Source organism: Pseudoalteromonas sp. G5_S1_14_S5 (assembly GCF_054968605.1).
This window is the reverse complement of record NZ_JBQKUM010000007.1, coordinates 34,187-48,458: the sequence shown is the minus strand read 5'-3', so window position 1 is coordinate 48,458 and position 14,272 is coordinate 34,187. Positions and strand designations below refer to the sequence as shown.

Annotated in this window: 17 protein-coding genes; 10 read left to right on the top strand and 7 right to left on the bottom strand. The window is 44.2% G+C overall.

Features of this window, described 5'->3' with window-relative positions; translation table 11 throughout:
* Positions 1-16: 16 nt before the first annotated feature.
* On the bottom strand, positions 17-982 hold the full coding sequence (locus ACTRWI_RS03685) for a calcium/sodium antiporter (protein ID WP_499129479.1): 966 nt from the start codon (positions 980-982) through the stop codon (positions 17-19).
* Between the two features lie 264 nt (positions 983-1,246).
* Here ACTRWI_RS03685 and mlaF point away from each other — a divergent pair, with 264 nt between their 5' ends.
* The 8 genes from mlaF (at position 1,247) to ACTRWI_RS03645 (ending at position 6,714) form a co-directional block, all read left to right on the top strand.
* Positions 1,247-2,041: a phospholipid ABC transporter ATP-binding protein MlaF gene (mlaF, locus tag ACTRWI_RS03680; protein ID WP_499129477.1), complete on the top strand. Its 795-nt coding sequence runs from the start codon at positions 1,247-1,249 to the stop codon at positions 2,039-2,041.
* 1 nt (position 2,042) lies between these two features.
* Complete coding sequence (gene mlaE, locus ACTRWI_RS03675; protein ID WP_004738692.1) at positions 2,043-2,822, top strand: lipid asymmetry maintenance ABC transporter permease subunit MlaE; 780 nt, start codon at positions 2,043-2,045, stop codon at positions 2,820-2,822.
* A gap of 2 nt (positions 2,823-2,824) precedes the next feature.
* Positions 2,825-3,316, top strand: coding sequence for an outer membrane lipid asymmetry maintenance protein MlaD (gene mlaD, locus ACTRWI_RS03670; RefSeq protein WP_373945787.1), 492 nt, complete (start codon positions 2,825-2,827; stop codon positions 3,314-3,316).
* 1 nt (position 3,317) lies between these two features.
* Positions 3,318-3,980, top strand: coding sequence for an ABC transporter substrate-binding protein (locus tag ACTRWI_RS03665; protein WP_499129475.1), 663 nt, complete (start codon positions 3,318-3,320; stop codon positions 3,978-3,980).
* Positions 3,980-4,288, top strand: coding sequence for an STAS domain-containing protein (locus ACTRWI_RS03660; protein ID WP_499129472.1), 309 nt, complete (start codon positions 3,980-3,982; stop codon positions 4,286-4,288). Before ACTRWI_RS03665 ends, ACTRWI_RS03660 begins: the two co-directional genes overlap by 1 nt.
* Positions 4,289-4,301: 13 nt before the next feature.
* Positions 4,302-4,556: a BolA family iron metabolism protein IbaG gene (gene ibaG / locus ACTRWI_RS03655; RefSeq protein ID WP_499129470.1), complete on the top strand. Its 255-nt coding sequence runs from the start codon at positions 4,302-4,304 to the stop codon at positions 4,554-4,556.
* A gap of 8 nt (positions 4,557-4,564) precedes the next feature.
* Positions 4,565-5,830, top strand: a complete 1,266-nt coding sequence (murA, locus tag ACTRWI_RS03650; protein WP_499129468.1) for a UDP-N-acetylglucosamine 1-carboxyvinyltransferase — start codon at positions 4,565-4,567, stop codon at positions 5,828-5,830.
* A gap of 152 nt (positions 5,831-5,982) precedes the next feature.
* Positions 5,983-6,714: a 1-acylglycerol-3-phosphate O-acyltransferase gene (locus ACTRWI_RS03645; RefSeq protein WP_499129467.1), complete on the top strand. Its 732-nt coding sequence runs from the start codon at positions 5,983-5,985 to the stop codon at positions 6,712-6,714.
* Between the two features lie 103 nt (positions 6,715-6,817).
* On the opposite strand, the gene ACTRWI_RS03640 is transcribed toward ACTRWI_RS03645, so the two are convergent.
* The 5 genes from ACTRWI_RS03640 to arcA all read right to left on the bottom strand — a co-directional run bounded on the left by ACTRWI_RS03640 (position 6,818) and on the right by arcA (position 11,394).
* On the bottom strand, positions 6,818-7,207 hold the full coding sequence (locus ACTRWI_RS03640) for a RidA family protein (protein ID WP_499129465.1): 390 nt from the start codon (positions 7,205-7,207) through the stop codon (positions 6,818-6,820).
* Between the two features lie 134 nt (positions 7,208-7,341).
* The gene (pyrI, locus tag ACTRWI_RS03635) at positions 7,342-7,803 is read right to left on the bottom strand and encodes an aspartate carbamoyltransferase regulatory subunit (RefSeq protein WP_004738681.1); all 462 of its coding nucleotides are present in this window, start codon (positions 7,801-7,803) and stop codon (positions 7,342-7,344) included.
* A gap of 12 nt (positions 7,804-7,815) precedes the next feature.
* Positions 7,816-8,745 (bottom strand): aspartate carbamoyltransferase, encoded by a 930-nt coding sequence (gene pyrB, locus ACTRWI_RS03630; protein ID WP_499129462.1) that lies wholly within the window; start codon positions 8,743-8,745, stop codon positions 7,816-7,818.
* A gap of 269 nt (positions 8,746-9,014) precedes the next feature.
* The gene (gene argF, locus ACTRWI_RS03625) at positions 9,015-10,016 is read right to left on the bottom strand and encodes an ornithine carbamoyltransferase (RefSeq protein WP_499129460.1); all 1,002 of its coding nucleotides are present in this window, start codon (positions 10,014-10,016) and stop codon (positions 9,015-9,017) included.
* Positions 10,017-10,173: 157 nt separating this feature from the next.
* On the bottom strand, positions 10,174-11,394 hold the full coding sequence (arcA, locus tag ACTRWI_RS03620; protein ID WP_499129459.1) for an arginine deiminase: 1,221 nt from the start codon (positions 11,392-11,394) through the stop codon (positions 10,174-10,176).
* A gap of 576 nt (positions 11,395-11,970) precedes the next feature.
* Between arcA and rraB the strand changes: the two genes are divergently transcribed.
* Together rraB and ACTRWI_RS03610 are read left to right on the top strand one after the other, a co-directional pair.
* Positions 11,971-12,387, top strand: a complete 417-nt coding sequence (gene rraB / locus ACTRWI_RS03615; RefSeq protein ID WP_499129457.1) for a ribonuclease E inhibitor RraB — start codon at positions 11,971-11,973, stop codon at positions 12,385-12,387.
* A 123-nt stretch (positions 12,388-12,510) separates the two neighbouring features.
* A complete protein-coding gene (locus ACTRWI_RS03610) occupies positions 12,511-13,305 on the top strand; it encodes a glycosyl hydrolase 2 galactose-binding domain-containing protein (RefSeq protein ID WP_499129454.1) in 795 nt (264 codons plus the stop codon).
* Between the two features lie 8 nt (positions 13,306-13,313).
* Here the strand turns inward: ACTRWI_RS03610 and ACTRWI_RS03605 are convergent, their stop codons facing one another.
* Entirely contained in the window at positions 13,314-14,222 is a 909-nt protein-coding gene (locus ACTRWI_RS03605) for a bifunctional helix-turn-helix transcriptional regulator/GNAT family N-acetyltransferase (RefSeq protein ID WP_499129452.1), read from the bottom strand.
* Positions 14,223-14,272 lie beyond the last annotated feature (50 nt).

Genomic DNA, 14,272 nt, shown 5'->3' with positions numbered 1-14,272 from the left:
AAAGTTAAGTCAACAATTAAGCCGACATGTTCATTAGTAGGTAGCTTTGGTAAGCCACAAACGTCACGATTAACACGCCACCTTCAATACGATTCACACTACGTGATTTACCTAGCGCCATCACAACAAGTAGCAGAGATACACCTAGCATGACCCAGAAGTCACGCCCCATCGCAAATTCGCTTAAGATAGAAGGGTTTAGGATGCCAGGAATCCCCATAACAGCCAGAATGTTGAATACGTTTGAGCCAATGATGTTACCCACCGCCATATCGTCTTCGCCTTTCATTACACCAGCAAGTGATGCAGCAAGCTCAGGTAAGCTAGTACCAACAGCAATAATGGTTAAACCGATAACAAGGTCGCTCATACCGAAGAACTTAGCGATGATCACGGCATTATCAACCAGCATATCAGCAGCTAAAGGAAGAATGATTAGACCAATTACAACCCACATTGTAGCTTTCGGGTTACTTACGCCCTCAGGAATCTCTGATTCTTGTTCATCAAGAAACGCATCGCCGTTCTTTTTCTCACTGCGGCTGATTTGCAGCATGGCAAACAAAAACGCACCGAACAGAACAAATAACAATACGCCTTCGTAGAAACCTAAGTGGTTATCCCAAAGCAGTGCGCCAGCTAGTAAAGTGACACCAATCATGAGTGGTAGTTCACGACGAATCACAGCAGAGCTGATTGATAGCGGCTTGATTAGCGCAGTGATACCTAAAATTAGCGCGATGTTGGCGATGTTTGAGCCTAGAACATTACCGACCGCGGTATCTGTTTTGCCATCAAGCGCAGCCGTTGCAGAAACCATCATTTCAGGAGCTGAAGAGCCCATTGCAAGAATCGTCATACCGATAACTAATGGTGAGATACCGAAGTTGCGAGCCAGAGCTGCGGCGCCGTAAACCAGCTTGTCTGCACTCCACACCAAAAAACCTAGACCGATAATAAGAAACGCAATCGCTTCAAGCATGATGATTCCTAAAAAATTAATAAAAACGGAGAATTAACCGCTAATTTTGACCTGTTGGTAGGTAAAAGGGAAGTCACTCGGTAAATTAATTACCAGTTGGTCACCAAGAAAGAGAGCTGAATAGATAATTTTCTAATGCTTTCAGATTCCTGCATACATTCCTGTTTAATATAAATTAATTGAACAGTGCTTTTAATTCTAAAGTAGACTCATTATTATTGCAGCTATAATTGACGTTTTTTAAAGCAAGGAAACTACAAGAGTATGTCGAATACTGAACTTGTAAAAGTTAAGAACCTTAGCTTCTCACGCGGTGATCGCGTTATTTTTGACGACATCAGTTTAGAGGTTCCTCAAGGCAAAATAACTGCAATCATGGGGCCATCGGGGATCGGTAAAACAACTTTGCTGCGTTTGGTTGGTGGGCAGTTGCCCCCAGATAGTGGTGAAGTTTGGTTTGATGGCGACAACATTCCGACCTTATCTCGTCGAAAGCTTTATCAAGCACGTAAAAAAATGAGCATGCTTTTCCAATCGGGTGCACTTTTTACGGATCTCAATGTGTTTGATAATGTGGCGTTTCCACTACGTGAGCACACTGAACTTAACGAAAAATTCATTCGCACTATCGTGTTACTTAAGCTTGAGGCGGTAGGGTTACGTGGAGCTGCTCAGCTCATGCCAAGTGAGTTGTCTGGCGGAATGGCAAGGCGTGCCGCATTGGCGCGTGCTATTGCACTCGATCCCGAATTGATCATGTACGATGAACCCTTTGTGGGGCAAGACCCTATTACAATGGGTGTCTTGGTAGAGCTTATTCGTAACCTCAATCAAGCGTTGGGCTTGACGTCTATCGTCGTTTCTCACGATGTTCCTGAGGTGATGAGTATCGCTGATTGGGTTTACTTACTCGCAGATGGCAAAATCATTGCGGCAGGGTCACCGGAAGAGTTGTACAACAATGACGATCCGAGAGTGCAGCAATTTTTGCAAGGTGAGGCGGATGGCCCTGTGCCATTTAGGTTCCCAGCGCAAAGTCTTGAAAAGGATTTGTTTTAATATGATTGGTAAAACTATTGCAGGTGTCGGTAAGCGAACACTTGCGATCTGTGAGTCATTTGGTCGAGCAAGCCTGATGTTATTCGGGGCTTTGTTTGGCATCCCGCGACTAAAAAACTTCCCTTTATTAGTTAAACAACTTTATAGCGTTGGCGTTCAGTCATTGGCTATTATTTTAGTTTCGGGTTTGTTCATTGGCATGGTATTGAGCCTGCAAGGTTATGTTGTGCTAATTGACTACGGCGCTGAGGGCAACCTTGGCCAAATGGTTGCGCTTTCACTATTACGTGAACTTGGTCCTGTGGTCACAGCATTGCTATTTGCAGGTCGTGCTGGTTCAGCGCTGACGGCTGAAATTGGTTTGATGAAAGCAACGGAGCAGATCTCCAGCTTAGAAATGATGGCAGTAGACCCTCTAAAACGCATTATCGCACCACGCTTGTGGGCTGGGCTTATCTCTATGCCTCTATTGGCGATGATCTTTATGGCGGTCGGTATTTGGGGGGGCCAGTTAGTCGGTGTTGATTGGAAAGGCATTGATCACGGCAGCTTTTGGTCTGCGATGCAGTCTTCTGTTGAGCTAGGTCGAGATATCGGTAACAGTATGATCAAATGCATGGTCTTTGCTATCACCGTAACTTGGATCGCTCTTTTCAATGGTTATGACGCGGTACCGACCTCTGAAGGTATTAGTCAAGCAACCACACGTACAGTAGTACACTCTTCTCTAGCGGTATTAGGGCTAGATTTTGTTCTTACCGCATTGATGTTTGGGAATTAATCATGCAACAAACTCGAAAGTTAGAATTATGGGTCGGCACCTTTGTTATAGCCGGAATTTGCGCAATCTTAATCATGATCTTTCAAGTCGCTGACGTAAAAGGGCTGGGTTCAAACCATACTTACAATCTAAAAGCGACCTTTGACAACATTGGTAGCCTAAAAGTTCGTTCTCCAGTGAAGGTTGGTGGCGTGGTAGTTGGTCGTGTTAAAAGCATTGAACTTGATACCGAGAGCTACCTGCCTGTGGTTGAAATGTCTATTGATGCGAAGTACTCACATTTTCCTGATACCTCTAGTGCTCAAATCTTAACGTCAGGCTTAATCGGTGAGCAGTACATCAGTTTAGTTCCCGGCTTCATTTTTGACGATGAAGAGATGTTGGTTGATGGTGATTCGATTGAAGACACTAAATCTGCATTGGTACTAGAAGACTTGATTGGCCAAGTGCTGTATAGCGTTGGCGGATCTGATGACAATAAAGCTGAGGAATAAGATGATGTTAAAAATGATGAGTCACTTGAAAATAGGGTTTGTCGCTGTAATGGCTTTGTTGATTTCTACTCAAGCTTTTGCTGATGCGACTATTGATAAAACGCAGCCTTACCAAATGATGACACAAGTTAGTGAGGTAGCATTTGAGCGTTTGAAGAGTGAGCAAGACAATATCCACAAAGATCCAGAATTACTCAAGGTGATCGTGGAAGAAGAGTTGATGCCTTATGTGAATGCTCAATATGCAGCACTTAAGTTGCTGGGGCCAAACTTGAAAGGCGCGGATAGAAAAGATGTGCGTGTATTTATCGATGCATTTCGTAAATACCTAGTCTCTTCATACGCACAAGTGTTAACTCAATATACAGATCAAACTATCGAGTTTGGCCCTGAACCAAAAATCAAAGCGGATAGCCGTATTACCAGTATCAAGGTTGATATCATTGATACGCCAAGACCTAACATCAAACTTGAATTCAAACTTCGTAAAGACAAAAATTCTGGCGAGTGGGAAGCATTTGATATGGTTGCGGAAGGGATTAGCTTACTGTCGAGCAAGCAATCAGAGTGGAATACTAAGATTCGTCAAGACGGTATCTTAGCGGTTGCTGGCGAGCTAGAGAAACTAGCTGCACAGCCTATTCGCTTTGAGAGTAATAAATAATGAGCCAATCTCAATGGCAAGCGCTAAGCCCTAAAGAGTATCAGCTTCTCGGAGATATCGACCGAGACAGCGTTCCTGCAATCTGGCGTATATTGGAAAAGTGGCAAACAACGGAATCGAGCGTTGAAATTGACCTTAGCCATATAAATCGAGTCGATTCAGCAGGAATGGTGATGCTAATTCACTTATTAGAGCATGCAAAAAATCAAAACTGTCATATAATGCTCAGTTTCGTGCCAGAACAATTACGAACGTTGTTCCAATTGAGCAATATCCAGCCAATGATGGCAGAACACATAAAAAATTAGGCAGGAGCTATTTGTGGACAGCACAAAAGTACAAGAATTATTAGCAGAGTCACTGAACCTTCAAGAGATTATCGTGAAAGGTGAAGGCAGTCATTACGAAGTTGTTGCGGTTGATCCATGTTTTGATGGCATGAATCGAGTTAAGAAGCAGCAACTAATCTACGGCCCACTAATGGAATACATTCAACGCAATGACATCCATGCTCTTTCTATCAAGGCATTCACGCCGGAAGAGTGGGAACGTGATAAGAAACTGATGTCACTTTAAGGTTTATGATGGAAAAGTTTCGAGTTATTGGATCAGACAAGCCGCTAAGCGGTGAAGTGACGATCTCTGGCGCAAAAAACGCAGCGCTACCAATCCTATTTGCTTCAATTCTTGCTGAAGAGCCAGTAGAAGTAAGTAACGTTCCTCACCTACGTGACATCGATACTACGATGGAACTGCTAAAGCGTTTAGGCGCGAAAGTATCACGTAATGGTAGCGTTCACGTTGATGGCAGCGAAATTAATGAATTTTGTGCGCCTTACGATTTAGTAAAAACAATGCGTGCCTCTATCTGGGCTTTGGGGCCTCTAGTTGCACGTTTTGGTGAAGGTCAAGTGTCACTTCCTGGCGGTTGTGCAATTGGTGCTCGCCCTGTTGATCTGCATATCCATGGCCTTGAGCAACTAGGTGCAACCATTACATTGAAAGATGGTTATGTGAAAGCAAGTGTTGATGGCCGTCTGAAAGGCGCGCACATCGTGATGGATAAAGTAAGCGTAGGCGCTACGATTACCATCATGTGCGCTGCAACACTCGCAGAAGGTAAAACAGTATTAGATAACTCAGCGCGTGAGCCTGAGATTGTTGATACGGCAGACTTCCTTAACAAACTGGGTGCGAAGATTTCTGGTGCAGGTTCAGATACGATTACTATCGAAGGCGTTGAGCGTCTTGGTGGTGGTCAACACTCTGTGGTTGCAGACCGCATTGAAACGGGCACTTTCCTTGTTGCAGCAGCGGTTTCTGGCGGTAAAGTCGTTTGTCGTAACACGAACGCGCATCTTCTTGAAGCTGCCCTAGCGAAGCTTGAAGAAGCGGGTGCGAAGGTTGAAACGGGTGAAGACTGGATCAGTCTTGATATGACAGGTCGTGAGCTTAAAGCGGTGAAAATCGTAACGGCACCTCACCCAGGCTTCCCAACTGACATGCAAGCTCAGTTTACTCTGCTTAACATGATGGCGAAGGGCAGTGGTGTGATCACTGAAACTATCTTCGAAAACCGTTTTATGCATATTCCTGAGCTTCTGCGAATGGGTGCAAAAGCGGAGATTGAAGGTAATACAGCTATCTGTGGTGAAACCGAACAGTTGAGCGGCGCCCAAGTAATGGCTACTGATCTTCGTGCATCTGCGAGCCTTGTTATTGCTGGTTGTATCGCACAAGGCGAAACCATCGTCGACCGTATCTATCACATCGATCGTGGCTACGATAAGATTGAAGATAAGCTTTCAGCACTTGGCGCAAACATTACCCGATTTCGTGACTCAAACTAACTCAGGTTAGTCAATTCATGAATCAGTAAAATGAAAACAGAAAAGTCGGAACCTTGGTTTCGGCTTTTTTATAGTTGTATTTACCGCAAGTGAATCTGTTTGCTTATTTTAAAGTGAATAGGTGGGTGGGCTCTGCGGTTGTGAGGAACAAAATGATAGCAATATTACGTATTTTCGCATTGGCGATCTTTGCGATTCTTATGTTTGTGTTCGGCTGTGGCTACTGTTTACTTAGCCCCCGTAATCCGAAGCACGTATTTACCTTTGGTCGTTACTTCGGTCGTATGTCGAAAGTGTTTGGTATCAAGCTAGAGCTACGTATCCCTGAAGATGCTTACTCTCGTGGCCAACATGTTTATGTTGCGAACCATCAGAATAACTGGGACCTGTTCACGGTATCATCGGCTGTGACACCTAAAGTGGTAACGGTTGGTAAGAAAAGCCTAGCGTGGATGCCTCTGTTTGGTCAGCTTTACTGGTTGACGGGTAATATCCTAATTGACCGTGCAAATCGCAGCAAAGCGGTTGGTACGATCGATCAAGTAGTCGATAACCTGAAAGACAGTGATGTTTCGGTATGGATGTTCCCTGAAGGAACGCGTTCACGTGGCCGTGGCCTGTTGCCATTTAAAACCGGTGCTTTCCATGCTGCGATTGGCGCTGGCTTACCAATCATCCCTATCGTATGTAGTTCTACAGGTGGCGTTAAGCTGAACCGTTGGAACAATGGCCACGTGATTGTGGAAATGCTAGATCCAATTAATACTAAAGGCTACGACAAGTCGAACGTGCGTGAATTAGCAAACCTAACTCGTGAACAGATGGCGACTAAGTTGGAAGAGCTAGACAAAGAAGTGATTGAGCTTAATAAAAAAGTAGCTTAAACAAAGAAAACGAATAATAAAAAAGGTTGCCAAATTGGCAACCTTTTTTGTATCTCATCAGTGCTTAGTTCCGCAATCAGCCACTGACTAAATAGAGTGAAATCTATTTACGAACTGCAATAGCTTCGATCTCGATACCAACATCTTTTGGTAGACGAGCTACTTCAACACATGAACGTGCAGGGTAGTTTGCAACGCCGTGCTCATCAAAGAATTTACCGTAAACTTCGTTTACTGTGCCGAAGTCGTTTAGGTCTTTAACGAATACAGTTAGCTTAACGATGTCTTTTACAGTCAGGTCAGAAGCTTCTACAACCGCTTTCACGTTGTCTAGAGATTGGCGTGCTTGCTCTGCGATATCAGCAGATACTTCACCAGTTGCTGGGTTTACTGGGATTTGACCAGAAGTCAGTACCATGTTGCCAAGGTCAACGCCTTGTACGTATGGGCCGATTGCAGCTGGAGCCGATTCTGTGTGAAGTACTTTTGTCATTAGTTTATTCCATCAGTTATTAGATAAAAATCGTTTTCAGTGTGCCTACAAACCGTGGTTAGGTAAAGCGCAAAATACCCCGCACGGGCGAGGTATTTCATAGTTTTTACATTTATTGCGTGTTAGGCGAAAGCTTATCTTTCGGTCACGATCTCGCGAGAGAAGACTTTTTCGCAGTACTTACATTTCAGGCGAATGTCTTCATTCTTTTCAAAGATCTTAAAGCTGCTCTCAACCGGCTCGTTGTGAGTGATACAGTTGGTGTTTGGACACTCAAACACATCGTTGATTTGCTCAGGCAGTTCAAGCGCTAGCTTCTTAACCACTTCGTAATCTTCGATTTGGTTTACCGTCGCATGAGGTGCGTACAGTGCTAATTTGTTTGCTTGCTCTTCGGTGATAAACACATTTTCAATTTTAAGTAAGTCTTTGCCGCCAAGTGCTGAAGAGGGCAGGTTCAAACCAATAGTGACACGCTGATGAGAGTTGTGCATATCAAACAGTTTTAGCACCTTGATCCCGATGTTTGCTGGGATATGGTCGATAACGGTACCGTTCTTGATTGCTTCAACTTTTAATTGAGTCTCTTTAGACATGATATCTCTCCTCTACAGCGTTTCGTTAAGAACAAGGGCTAGTAATGCTTCACGCGCGTAAACACCATTTTCAGCTTGCTGGAAGTAGTAAGCGTAAGGCGTTTTATCGACATCGACAGTGATTTCATCAACGCGAGGAAGTGGGTGCAGTACCTTCAAGTTATCACGTGCATTTTCCAATAGTGCAGCCGTTAGGATGTAGGCTGACTTGATGTGCGCGTATTCCGACTCATCAAAGCGTTCTTTCTGTACGCGAGTCATGTATAGAACATCTAGTTCAGGAATCACATCTTCCATGTCGGTCAGTAGTTGGTATTGGATGCCAGCTTCATCAAGCTCTTCACAGATGTAATCAGGCATAGCCAATGCTTCTGGCGCTACAAAGTAGAAACAGATGTTATCGAATTTAGCCAATGCTTGAGTGAGAGAGTGAACCGTACGGCCGTATTTAAGGTCACCAACGAATGCCACATTAAGGTTATCCAGGCGGCCTTGTGTTTCCGCGATAGAGAATAGATCAAGCAGGGTCTGTGTTGGGTGTTGGTTAGCACCATCACCAGCGTTGATTACCGGTACACCGTTCGAGAACTCTGATGCTAAGCGCGCAGCACCTTCCTGAGGGTGACGCATTACGTAAGCATCAACGTATGAAGAGATAACCTGTACTGAGTCTGCTAGCGTTTCGCCCTTTTTCGCTAGTGAGGTGTTACCGCCGCTGTCGAAACCAATCACATCACCACCGATGCGTTGAATCGCAGTTTCAAAAGAGAGACGAGTTCGCGTTGAAGGTTCGAAGAAGCAGCTAGCCACAACTTTGTTCTTGATAAGTTCTGGGTTTGGTTCTGCTTTAAGCTGACCAGCCGTTTGAACAATTAATTCTAGCTCTTCACGAGAAAGCTCTGGAATTGAGATGATGTGCTTTTGATAGAGCGAATTCGCCATGATCTTCTTCCCCACAGTAATGTATTGGCCACAAAAAAGCCCCCCATAATGGGAGGCTTTAAAAAAGTGCTGAAAAGCAGAATAGACCGCCTGGCAAGCATGCTAGCTTGCGAGCAATATTAGGTGTTTTCACAATTTTATTATGTGTGATCACAATATTGGTTGGCGTCATTTTCACTACTCTCAGACAAATTGCCGAGAATTATACGCTTTCAATTTGTGAGCGCAAGCGATTACATCAAGCTTTTGTTTACTTTCACTATTCTCAATTAACCGAGTGTTGCGACCATAACGGCTTTGATGGTGTGCATACGATTTTCTGCTTCATCAAACACAATAGAGTAGTCAGATTCAAATACTTCATCCGTCACTTCCAAACCGTTCATGCCATATTTATCAGCCACTTGCTGACCGATAACGGTCTCATTATTGTGAAAAGCGGGTAAGCAGTGCATGAATTTGACTTGAGGGTTGCCCGTCAGCTTAATCACATCCATATTCACTTGATATGGTTTCATCACTGCCACACGTTCATCCCAAGCTTCTGGCGCTTCGCCCATCGATACCCAAACATCGGTGTAGAGGAAGTCACAGTCTTTTACGCCTTCAGCAACGTCTTCAGTCAGCGTGATTTTAGCGCCGGTACTTTGCGCGATAGCTTGGCACTCTTCGACAAGTTGTGCTTCTGGCCAGAAGGCTTTTGGCGCGATAAGACGAATATCCATGCCCATCTTGGCAGCTCCTACTAACAGAGAGTTACTCATATTGTTACGAGCATCACCCAGATAAGCAAAGCTGATTTGATGCAGCAGTTTACCGCGACCATGTTCGAGCATGGTGAGGAAGTCAGCCAAGATCTGAGTTGGGTGAAATTCATCAGTAAGGCCATTCCACACTGGGACACCAGCATAAGCGCCAAGGTCTTCGACGATGCTCTGACCAAAGCCACGGTACTCGATGCCATCGTACATACGGCCTAATACGCGTGCAGTATCTTTCATTGATTCTTTTTGACCTATCTGAGAGCCTGAAGGGCCTAAGTAAGACACTTGAGCGCCTTGATCAAAAGCGGCGACTTCAAACGCACATCGAGTTCGTGTGGATGCCTTTTCAAAGATCAAAGCGATGCTTTTACCAGTGAGCTTCTTCTGCTCAGTACCTGCATACTTAGCTTTTTTTAGGTCAGCTGACAGGTCGAGTAAAAACTGAATCTCTTTAGAAGTAAAGTCGAGTAGTTTTAGAAAGTTACGATTGCGAAGGTTAAAGGCCATCTTTCGCTCCTTGCGTATATAGAATCAATGAAGAACTTAGTTAAACATAAAAATGCTATATTTGTGAATGCTTATTTTATTTGTTTCATGAAAAAGGCCAGTACAATAGCACTGGCCTAGTTGAGTTATTGTATTTTTACGCTATTGAGTTATCTGCTTAGATACCGTCTCTTTCAATAGGGCAGCTCATGCAGCGAGCGCCACCACGGCCACGACCCAGTTCATTGCCAGGAATCGTTAGAACTTCGATACCTGCCTTGTCGTACTTCTCGTTAGTGTAAATATTACGCTCGTAACCGATAACCGTGCCTGGTTTCACTGTTAGTACGTTGTTGGCGTCATTCCACTGCTCTCGTTCAGCCTCGTAGTTGTCGCCACCTGTGGTGATGATCTTAAGCTGATCAAGGCCAAGCGCCCCTTCAATCGCTGACAGGTAGTTTTCCGCTTTCTCTACACGCATCTCACCATTCTCCTTTGGTGTTAGGCGCCATGTGTCTAAATCTTTACGAACGATTTCTGGGTAAACAGAGAAGGTATCGATGTCCATGTGTGTCATCACCGTATCAAGGTGCATACATGAACGGTGCTTCGGTAGATCGATAGCGATCACTTCAGTAGCTTGCCCTGACTTAAATAGACTCGCCGCTAAGTTCTCAACACCTTGTGGCTTGGTTCGCTCAGAAATACCGATAAGTACCGCGCCTTTACCAATAACCAGTACATCGCCGCCTTCAATGTTGGCGTTGTCGTAATGAAGATCCTCATCACCAAAGTACTTAATGAAGTCTTGTCCTGCAAACACAGGGTGCCAGCGATAGATAGCACGCAGGTGGTTTGTCTCACGTTGACGTGCTGGCTTCATCATTGGGTTTAGTGACACACCGCCATAAACCCAACACGAAGTATCACGTGTAAATAGGTGGTTAGGCAGTGGTTCGATGACGAAATCTAGTGGGCGATGCATTTTAGGAAGCATCGATGATGATTTGATAGGAAGCTCTGAATACGCCAAGCCACCTAGTAAGATTGTTGCTAGATGCTCATTATCCATTTGAGCAAGATAGTTTCTTAGGTCACGGGCAAAAGTAGGCCCATAACGGAAATCTGAGATTTGAGTGTTTAGCAGCCATTCGCGAGCTTGAGGTACGGCAAGCGTCTCTACCAACAAATCGTGCAGTAGCAGCACTTCTACGTCTTGATTACGTAGTGTCTCTGCAAAGGCATCGTGTTCTTCACCAGCAGCTTCCACAGCCAACACATCATCAAATAGAAGGTCGTGACAGTTAGAAGGGGTGAGGTGGGTGAGTGCTCTTTCAGGTCGATTTAGGAGAACTCGTCTTAATTGACCGACTTCGGAGCCAACGTACAGCTTACTCATTTTGCATCCTTACTTTTAATCCAGCGTCTATTTATGACAAGCTTGATCGTAATATGCAAGTCTTATAGCTCGTGTAAAAGTAAAGTATTTTTGAAATTATCCGAGCTAAAAACCATTTTTAAATAGAAAACAGGTGTTAAATTCTAATTGAGTGCGTTTGGCATGGAACAACATTTTTGCGGATCTATGCTCAATCTGCGCTCTGTTTGAAATCTATTTTGCTTATTATTAATGATTTTTTATTCACTATTATGCACTTTTTGAAAGTAACTTGAGGTTTTATGCATCTCAAAACCAGTTCAGCATATGCATCCACCATGACTAAGCACGCAATTTCTATTTAATATGCTTAAAAGTAATAATAGAGACGAAATGCTGAAATAGTCGTCAGTTAATAAAATGTTGAAAATTTGTTTCTGTGATTTTGATTTCACTTTTGAATTGATATTACCTCTGCTATCTGGCGATAAACTTATCTTTCTAGGTCTGATCTGGGTGGCTTTTCTGGACGATCCGTGCCATATTTCGTGGCAATCAAATTTGATCTTTTCATAGTCAACACTCTGGAGCAGACACATGTCTCACGAAGATGAATATCTATCAGTAGCGGAATTAATTGAATTTCAAAAGGAAGAGACTCGCGACATCATTGAAGCACTAATTGAAGATGGTAGCGATCCTGAAGCTCTATACGATATCGAGCATCACCTATTTGCTGAAGATTTCGAAGTGCTTGAGAAAGCCGTTGTTGAAGCATTCAAAATGGGCTTTGAAGTACTTGAAGCTGAAGAGACAGAAGACGAAGATGGTAACAAGCTACTTTGTTGTGATGCGACTATGCAGTCAGCTCTAGATGCAGAAGCGATCGATGCGCAAGTTGAAAAGCTTGTGAACCTTGCAGAGAAATTCGACATTATCTACGACGGTTGGGGCACTTACTACGAAGGTGAAGATGCTATCTACTCTGAAGAAGATGATGAAGGCGGAGAGTAAATTTCTTCCCAGTTTGAAAATTGCCAGCCTTGAGCTGGCATTTTTATCCTCAGAAAAATAAATGTCTTTAAATGCATTCATTCATTATAATGCGGTCAAAATTGATCTGGCTCAAGGAATGATATGCGGTTACTTCTCGATGGTCTTTGGCAAATTTCGCCATTGACGGATCTTTCTATTCCACAAGATGACATTACCTTTCCGGCTCCGTTGAGTTCAAAGCTCCCTGATACCTTGAGTGAAGATCAAATCGCAGAGCAAGAGTGGCATTTAATGCACGACATTGAAGTCGATGATGCGATGCTGGCTTGTCCCTTTGTTGAGCTAGTCTTTGCGGGTGTTGATTACTTTGCTGAGGTTCGACTCAATGGTGTGGCTGTCTTTGATTGTGATGGCAGCCAAGAAGAGTACCGTAAAGACATCCGCCCTTACATGCAGCCTGGTCGAAACCGCTTTGAGATCCTGTTTCTTGAAGAAGAGGAAGGGTTGTTGCTCGAAGAAGATATGGATGAGCCATCGTCTTCGCCAGCTCTTGCTAAATCAGACTCTCGAATGGGTATTTGGCAAGCTCCTTATCTGCAGTTTGTTCGCAATGTGAAGCTGGACCAAGTCGTTACTGAGCAGATCTGGCACCACGGCGGTGGTTGTGAGTTTAAAGTGGATGTGATCTACCAGACGCTTAAAGCAGGGCTGGTATCGGCATCAATTAAGTTTGACGGTATGACACTGGTGATGCCGATAGATGTACGTGCAGAACACACTGGTGTTGTGTTCCAAGTTGAAGCACCGATTGTCTTTAATGTTGATAAGCCCAACCCTAAGCATTTATATCAATTAGAGGTTGAGCTCGATGGGCAAAAGGAGAGTTCTTTTGTTGCTCTTAATCCTGCATCTTGTGTGAGTAATTTTTTACGCTAGAAGCTGCACTACAACGTTTTGGCCATGACCACTTCACAAGCGTCGTGGCCTGTTTCTCCCCAAGTACTCTCTAGATGCTCAAAGCCTAATGCTTCATAAAGTTTAATCGCAGCTCCCAAACACTCTGTTGTCTCTAAGTACATTTGTTGATAACCCATATGTTTGGCAAGCTTTAAACTTAAAGCGACGATGCGTTTTGCCAGCCCTTGTCCGCGAGTCTGTTTTAAGAAGTACATCTTTTGTAGCTCACATACGTCTGGTCGGCCTGCTAGTGGGGCAAAGCCGCCGCCGCCTACAACCTCACCTTGATACTCAATCACCCAGTACATCGCATTTTCTTGGCTATACACAGAGTACATATCATCAAGTGTTGGGTCAGACACACCATAGCCTTTGTCTGCGGTTAGGCCATGTTCGGCAGAGACTTCTCGAATGACATCGGCAACTTGTTCGTTGTCAGCTTGAGTGAGTGGGCGTAATACAAATTCGTCAGCTTGGCAGACTTTAGTTAGCCCTTTGAGGTAAACCTCTAACCCAAGCTTTAACTGCTGCTGCTCATCCTCGCTCAGGCCTTCTAGCATATTGTCGAAGAAAGCGTTTTGTTGTAGATCGAGCTTAGACAGTACCTGCTGTCCTTGAGTGGTGAGTGTGACCTTTTGACTGCGTTTGTCATTCGGATTCTCGATACTTTCGGTCAAATTTAACTTGTTTAGCCCTGCGACAGTACGACTGGCATTCGACTTGTCGACATTCAATCGTTGTGCAAGTTGGTTGATCGTCAGCGGTTGGATCTGGACTTCTCCTAATGCATGAGCCTGGACTGGTGTTAGGGTGATCTCACCACACTGCTTATCGAGCATACCCAGTAAGCGAACGGCTTGGCGGGAGTAGTGTCTTAGTTGTCGAGTATTCATCATCACTTACATTATATAAAGTTGTGCACCACAACTAATTTAATTGCGGTGCA

Excerpts from the sequence above, each read along its gene's own strand:
- ACTRWI_RS03685 (WP_499129479.1), bottom strand. The coding sequence starts at position 982 with ATGCTTGAAGCGATTGCGTTTCTTATTATCGGTCTAGGTTTTTTGGTG.
- mlaF (WP_499129477.1), top strand. The coding sequence starts at position 1,247 with ATGTCGAATACTGAACTTGTAAAAGTTAAGAACCTTAGCTTCTCACGC.
- mlaE (WP_004738692.1), top strand. The coding sequence starts at position 2,043 with ATGATTGGTAAAACTATTGCAGGTGTCGGTAAGCGAACACTTGCGATC.
- mlaD (WP_373945787.1), top strand. The coding sequence starts at position 2,825 with ATGCAACAAACTCGAAAGTTAGAATTATGGGTCGGCACCTTTGTTATA.
- ACTRWI_RS03665 (WP_499129475.1), top strand. The coding sequence starts at position 3,318 with ATGATGTTAAAAATGATGAGTCACTTGAAAATAGGGTTTGTCGCTGTA.
- ACTRWI_RS03660 (WP_499129472.1), top strand. The coding sequence starts at position 3,980 with ATGAGCCAATCTCAATGGCAAGCGCTAAGCCCTAAAGAGTATCAGCTT.
- murA (WP_499129468.1), top strand. The coding sequence starts at position 4,565 with ATGGAAAAGTTTCGAGTTATTGGATCAGACAAGCCGCTAAGCGGTGAA.
- ACTRWI_RS03645 (WP_499129467.1), top strand. The coding sequence starts at position 5,983 with ATGATAGCAATATTACGTATTTTCGCATTGGCGATCTTTGCGATTCTT.
- ACTRWI_RS03640 (WP_499129465.1), bottom strand. The coding sequence starts at position 7,207 with ATGACAAAAGTACTTCACACAGAATCGGCTCCAGCTGCAATCGGCCCA.
- pyrI (WP_004738681.1), bottom strand. The coding sequence starts at position 7,803 with ATGTCTAAAGAGACTCAATTAAAAGTTGAAGCAATCAAGAACGGTACC.
- pyrB (WP_499129462.1), bottom strand. The coding sequence starts at position 8,745 with ATGGCGAATTCGCTCTATCAAAAGCACATCATCTCAATTCCAGAGCTT.
- argF (WP_499129460.1), bottom strand. The coding sequence starts at position 10,016 with ATGGCCTTTAACCTTCGCAATCGTAACTTTCTAAAACTACTCGACTTT.
- arcA (WP_499129459.1), bottom strand. The coding sequence starts at position 11,394 with ATGAGTAAGCTGTACGTTGGCTCCGAAGTCGGTCAATTAAGACGAGTT.
- rraB (WP_499129457.1), top strand. The coding sequence starts at position 11,971 with ATGTCTCACGAAGATGAATATCTATCAGTAGCGGAATTAATTGAATTT.
- ACTRWI_RS03610 (WP_499129454.1), top strand. The coding sequence starts at position 12,511 with ATGCGGTTACTTCTCGATGGTCTTTGGCAAATTTCGCCATTGACGGAT.
- ACTRWI_RS03605 (WP_499129452.1), bottom strand. The coding sequence starts at position 14,222 with ATGATGAATACTCGACAACTAAGACACTACTCCCGCCAAGCCGTTCGC.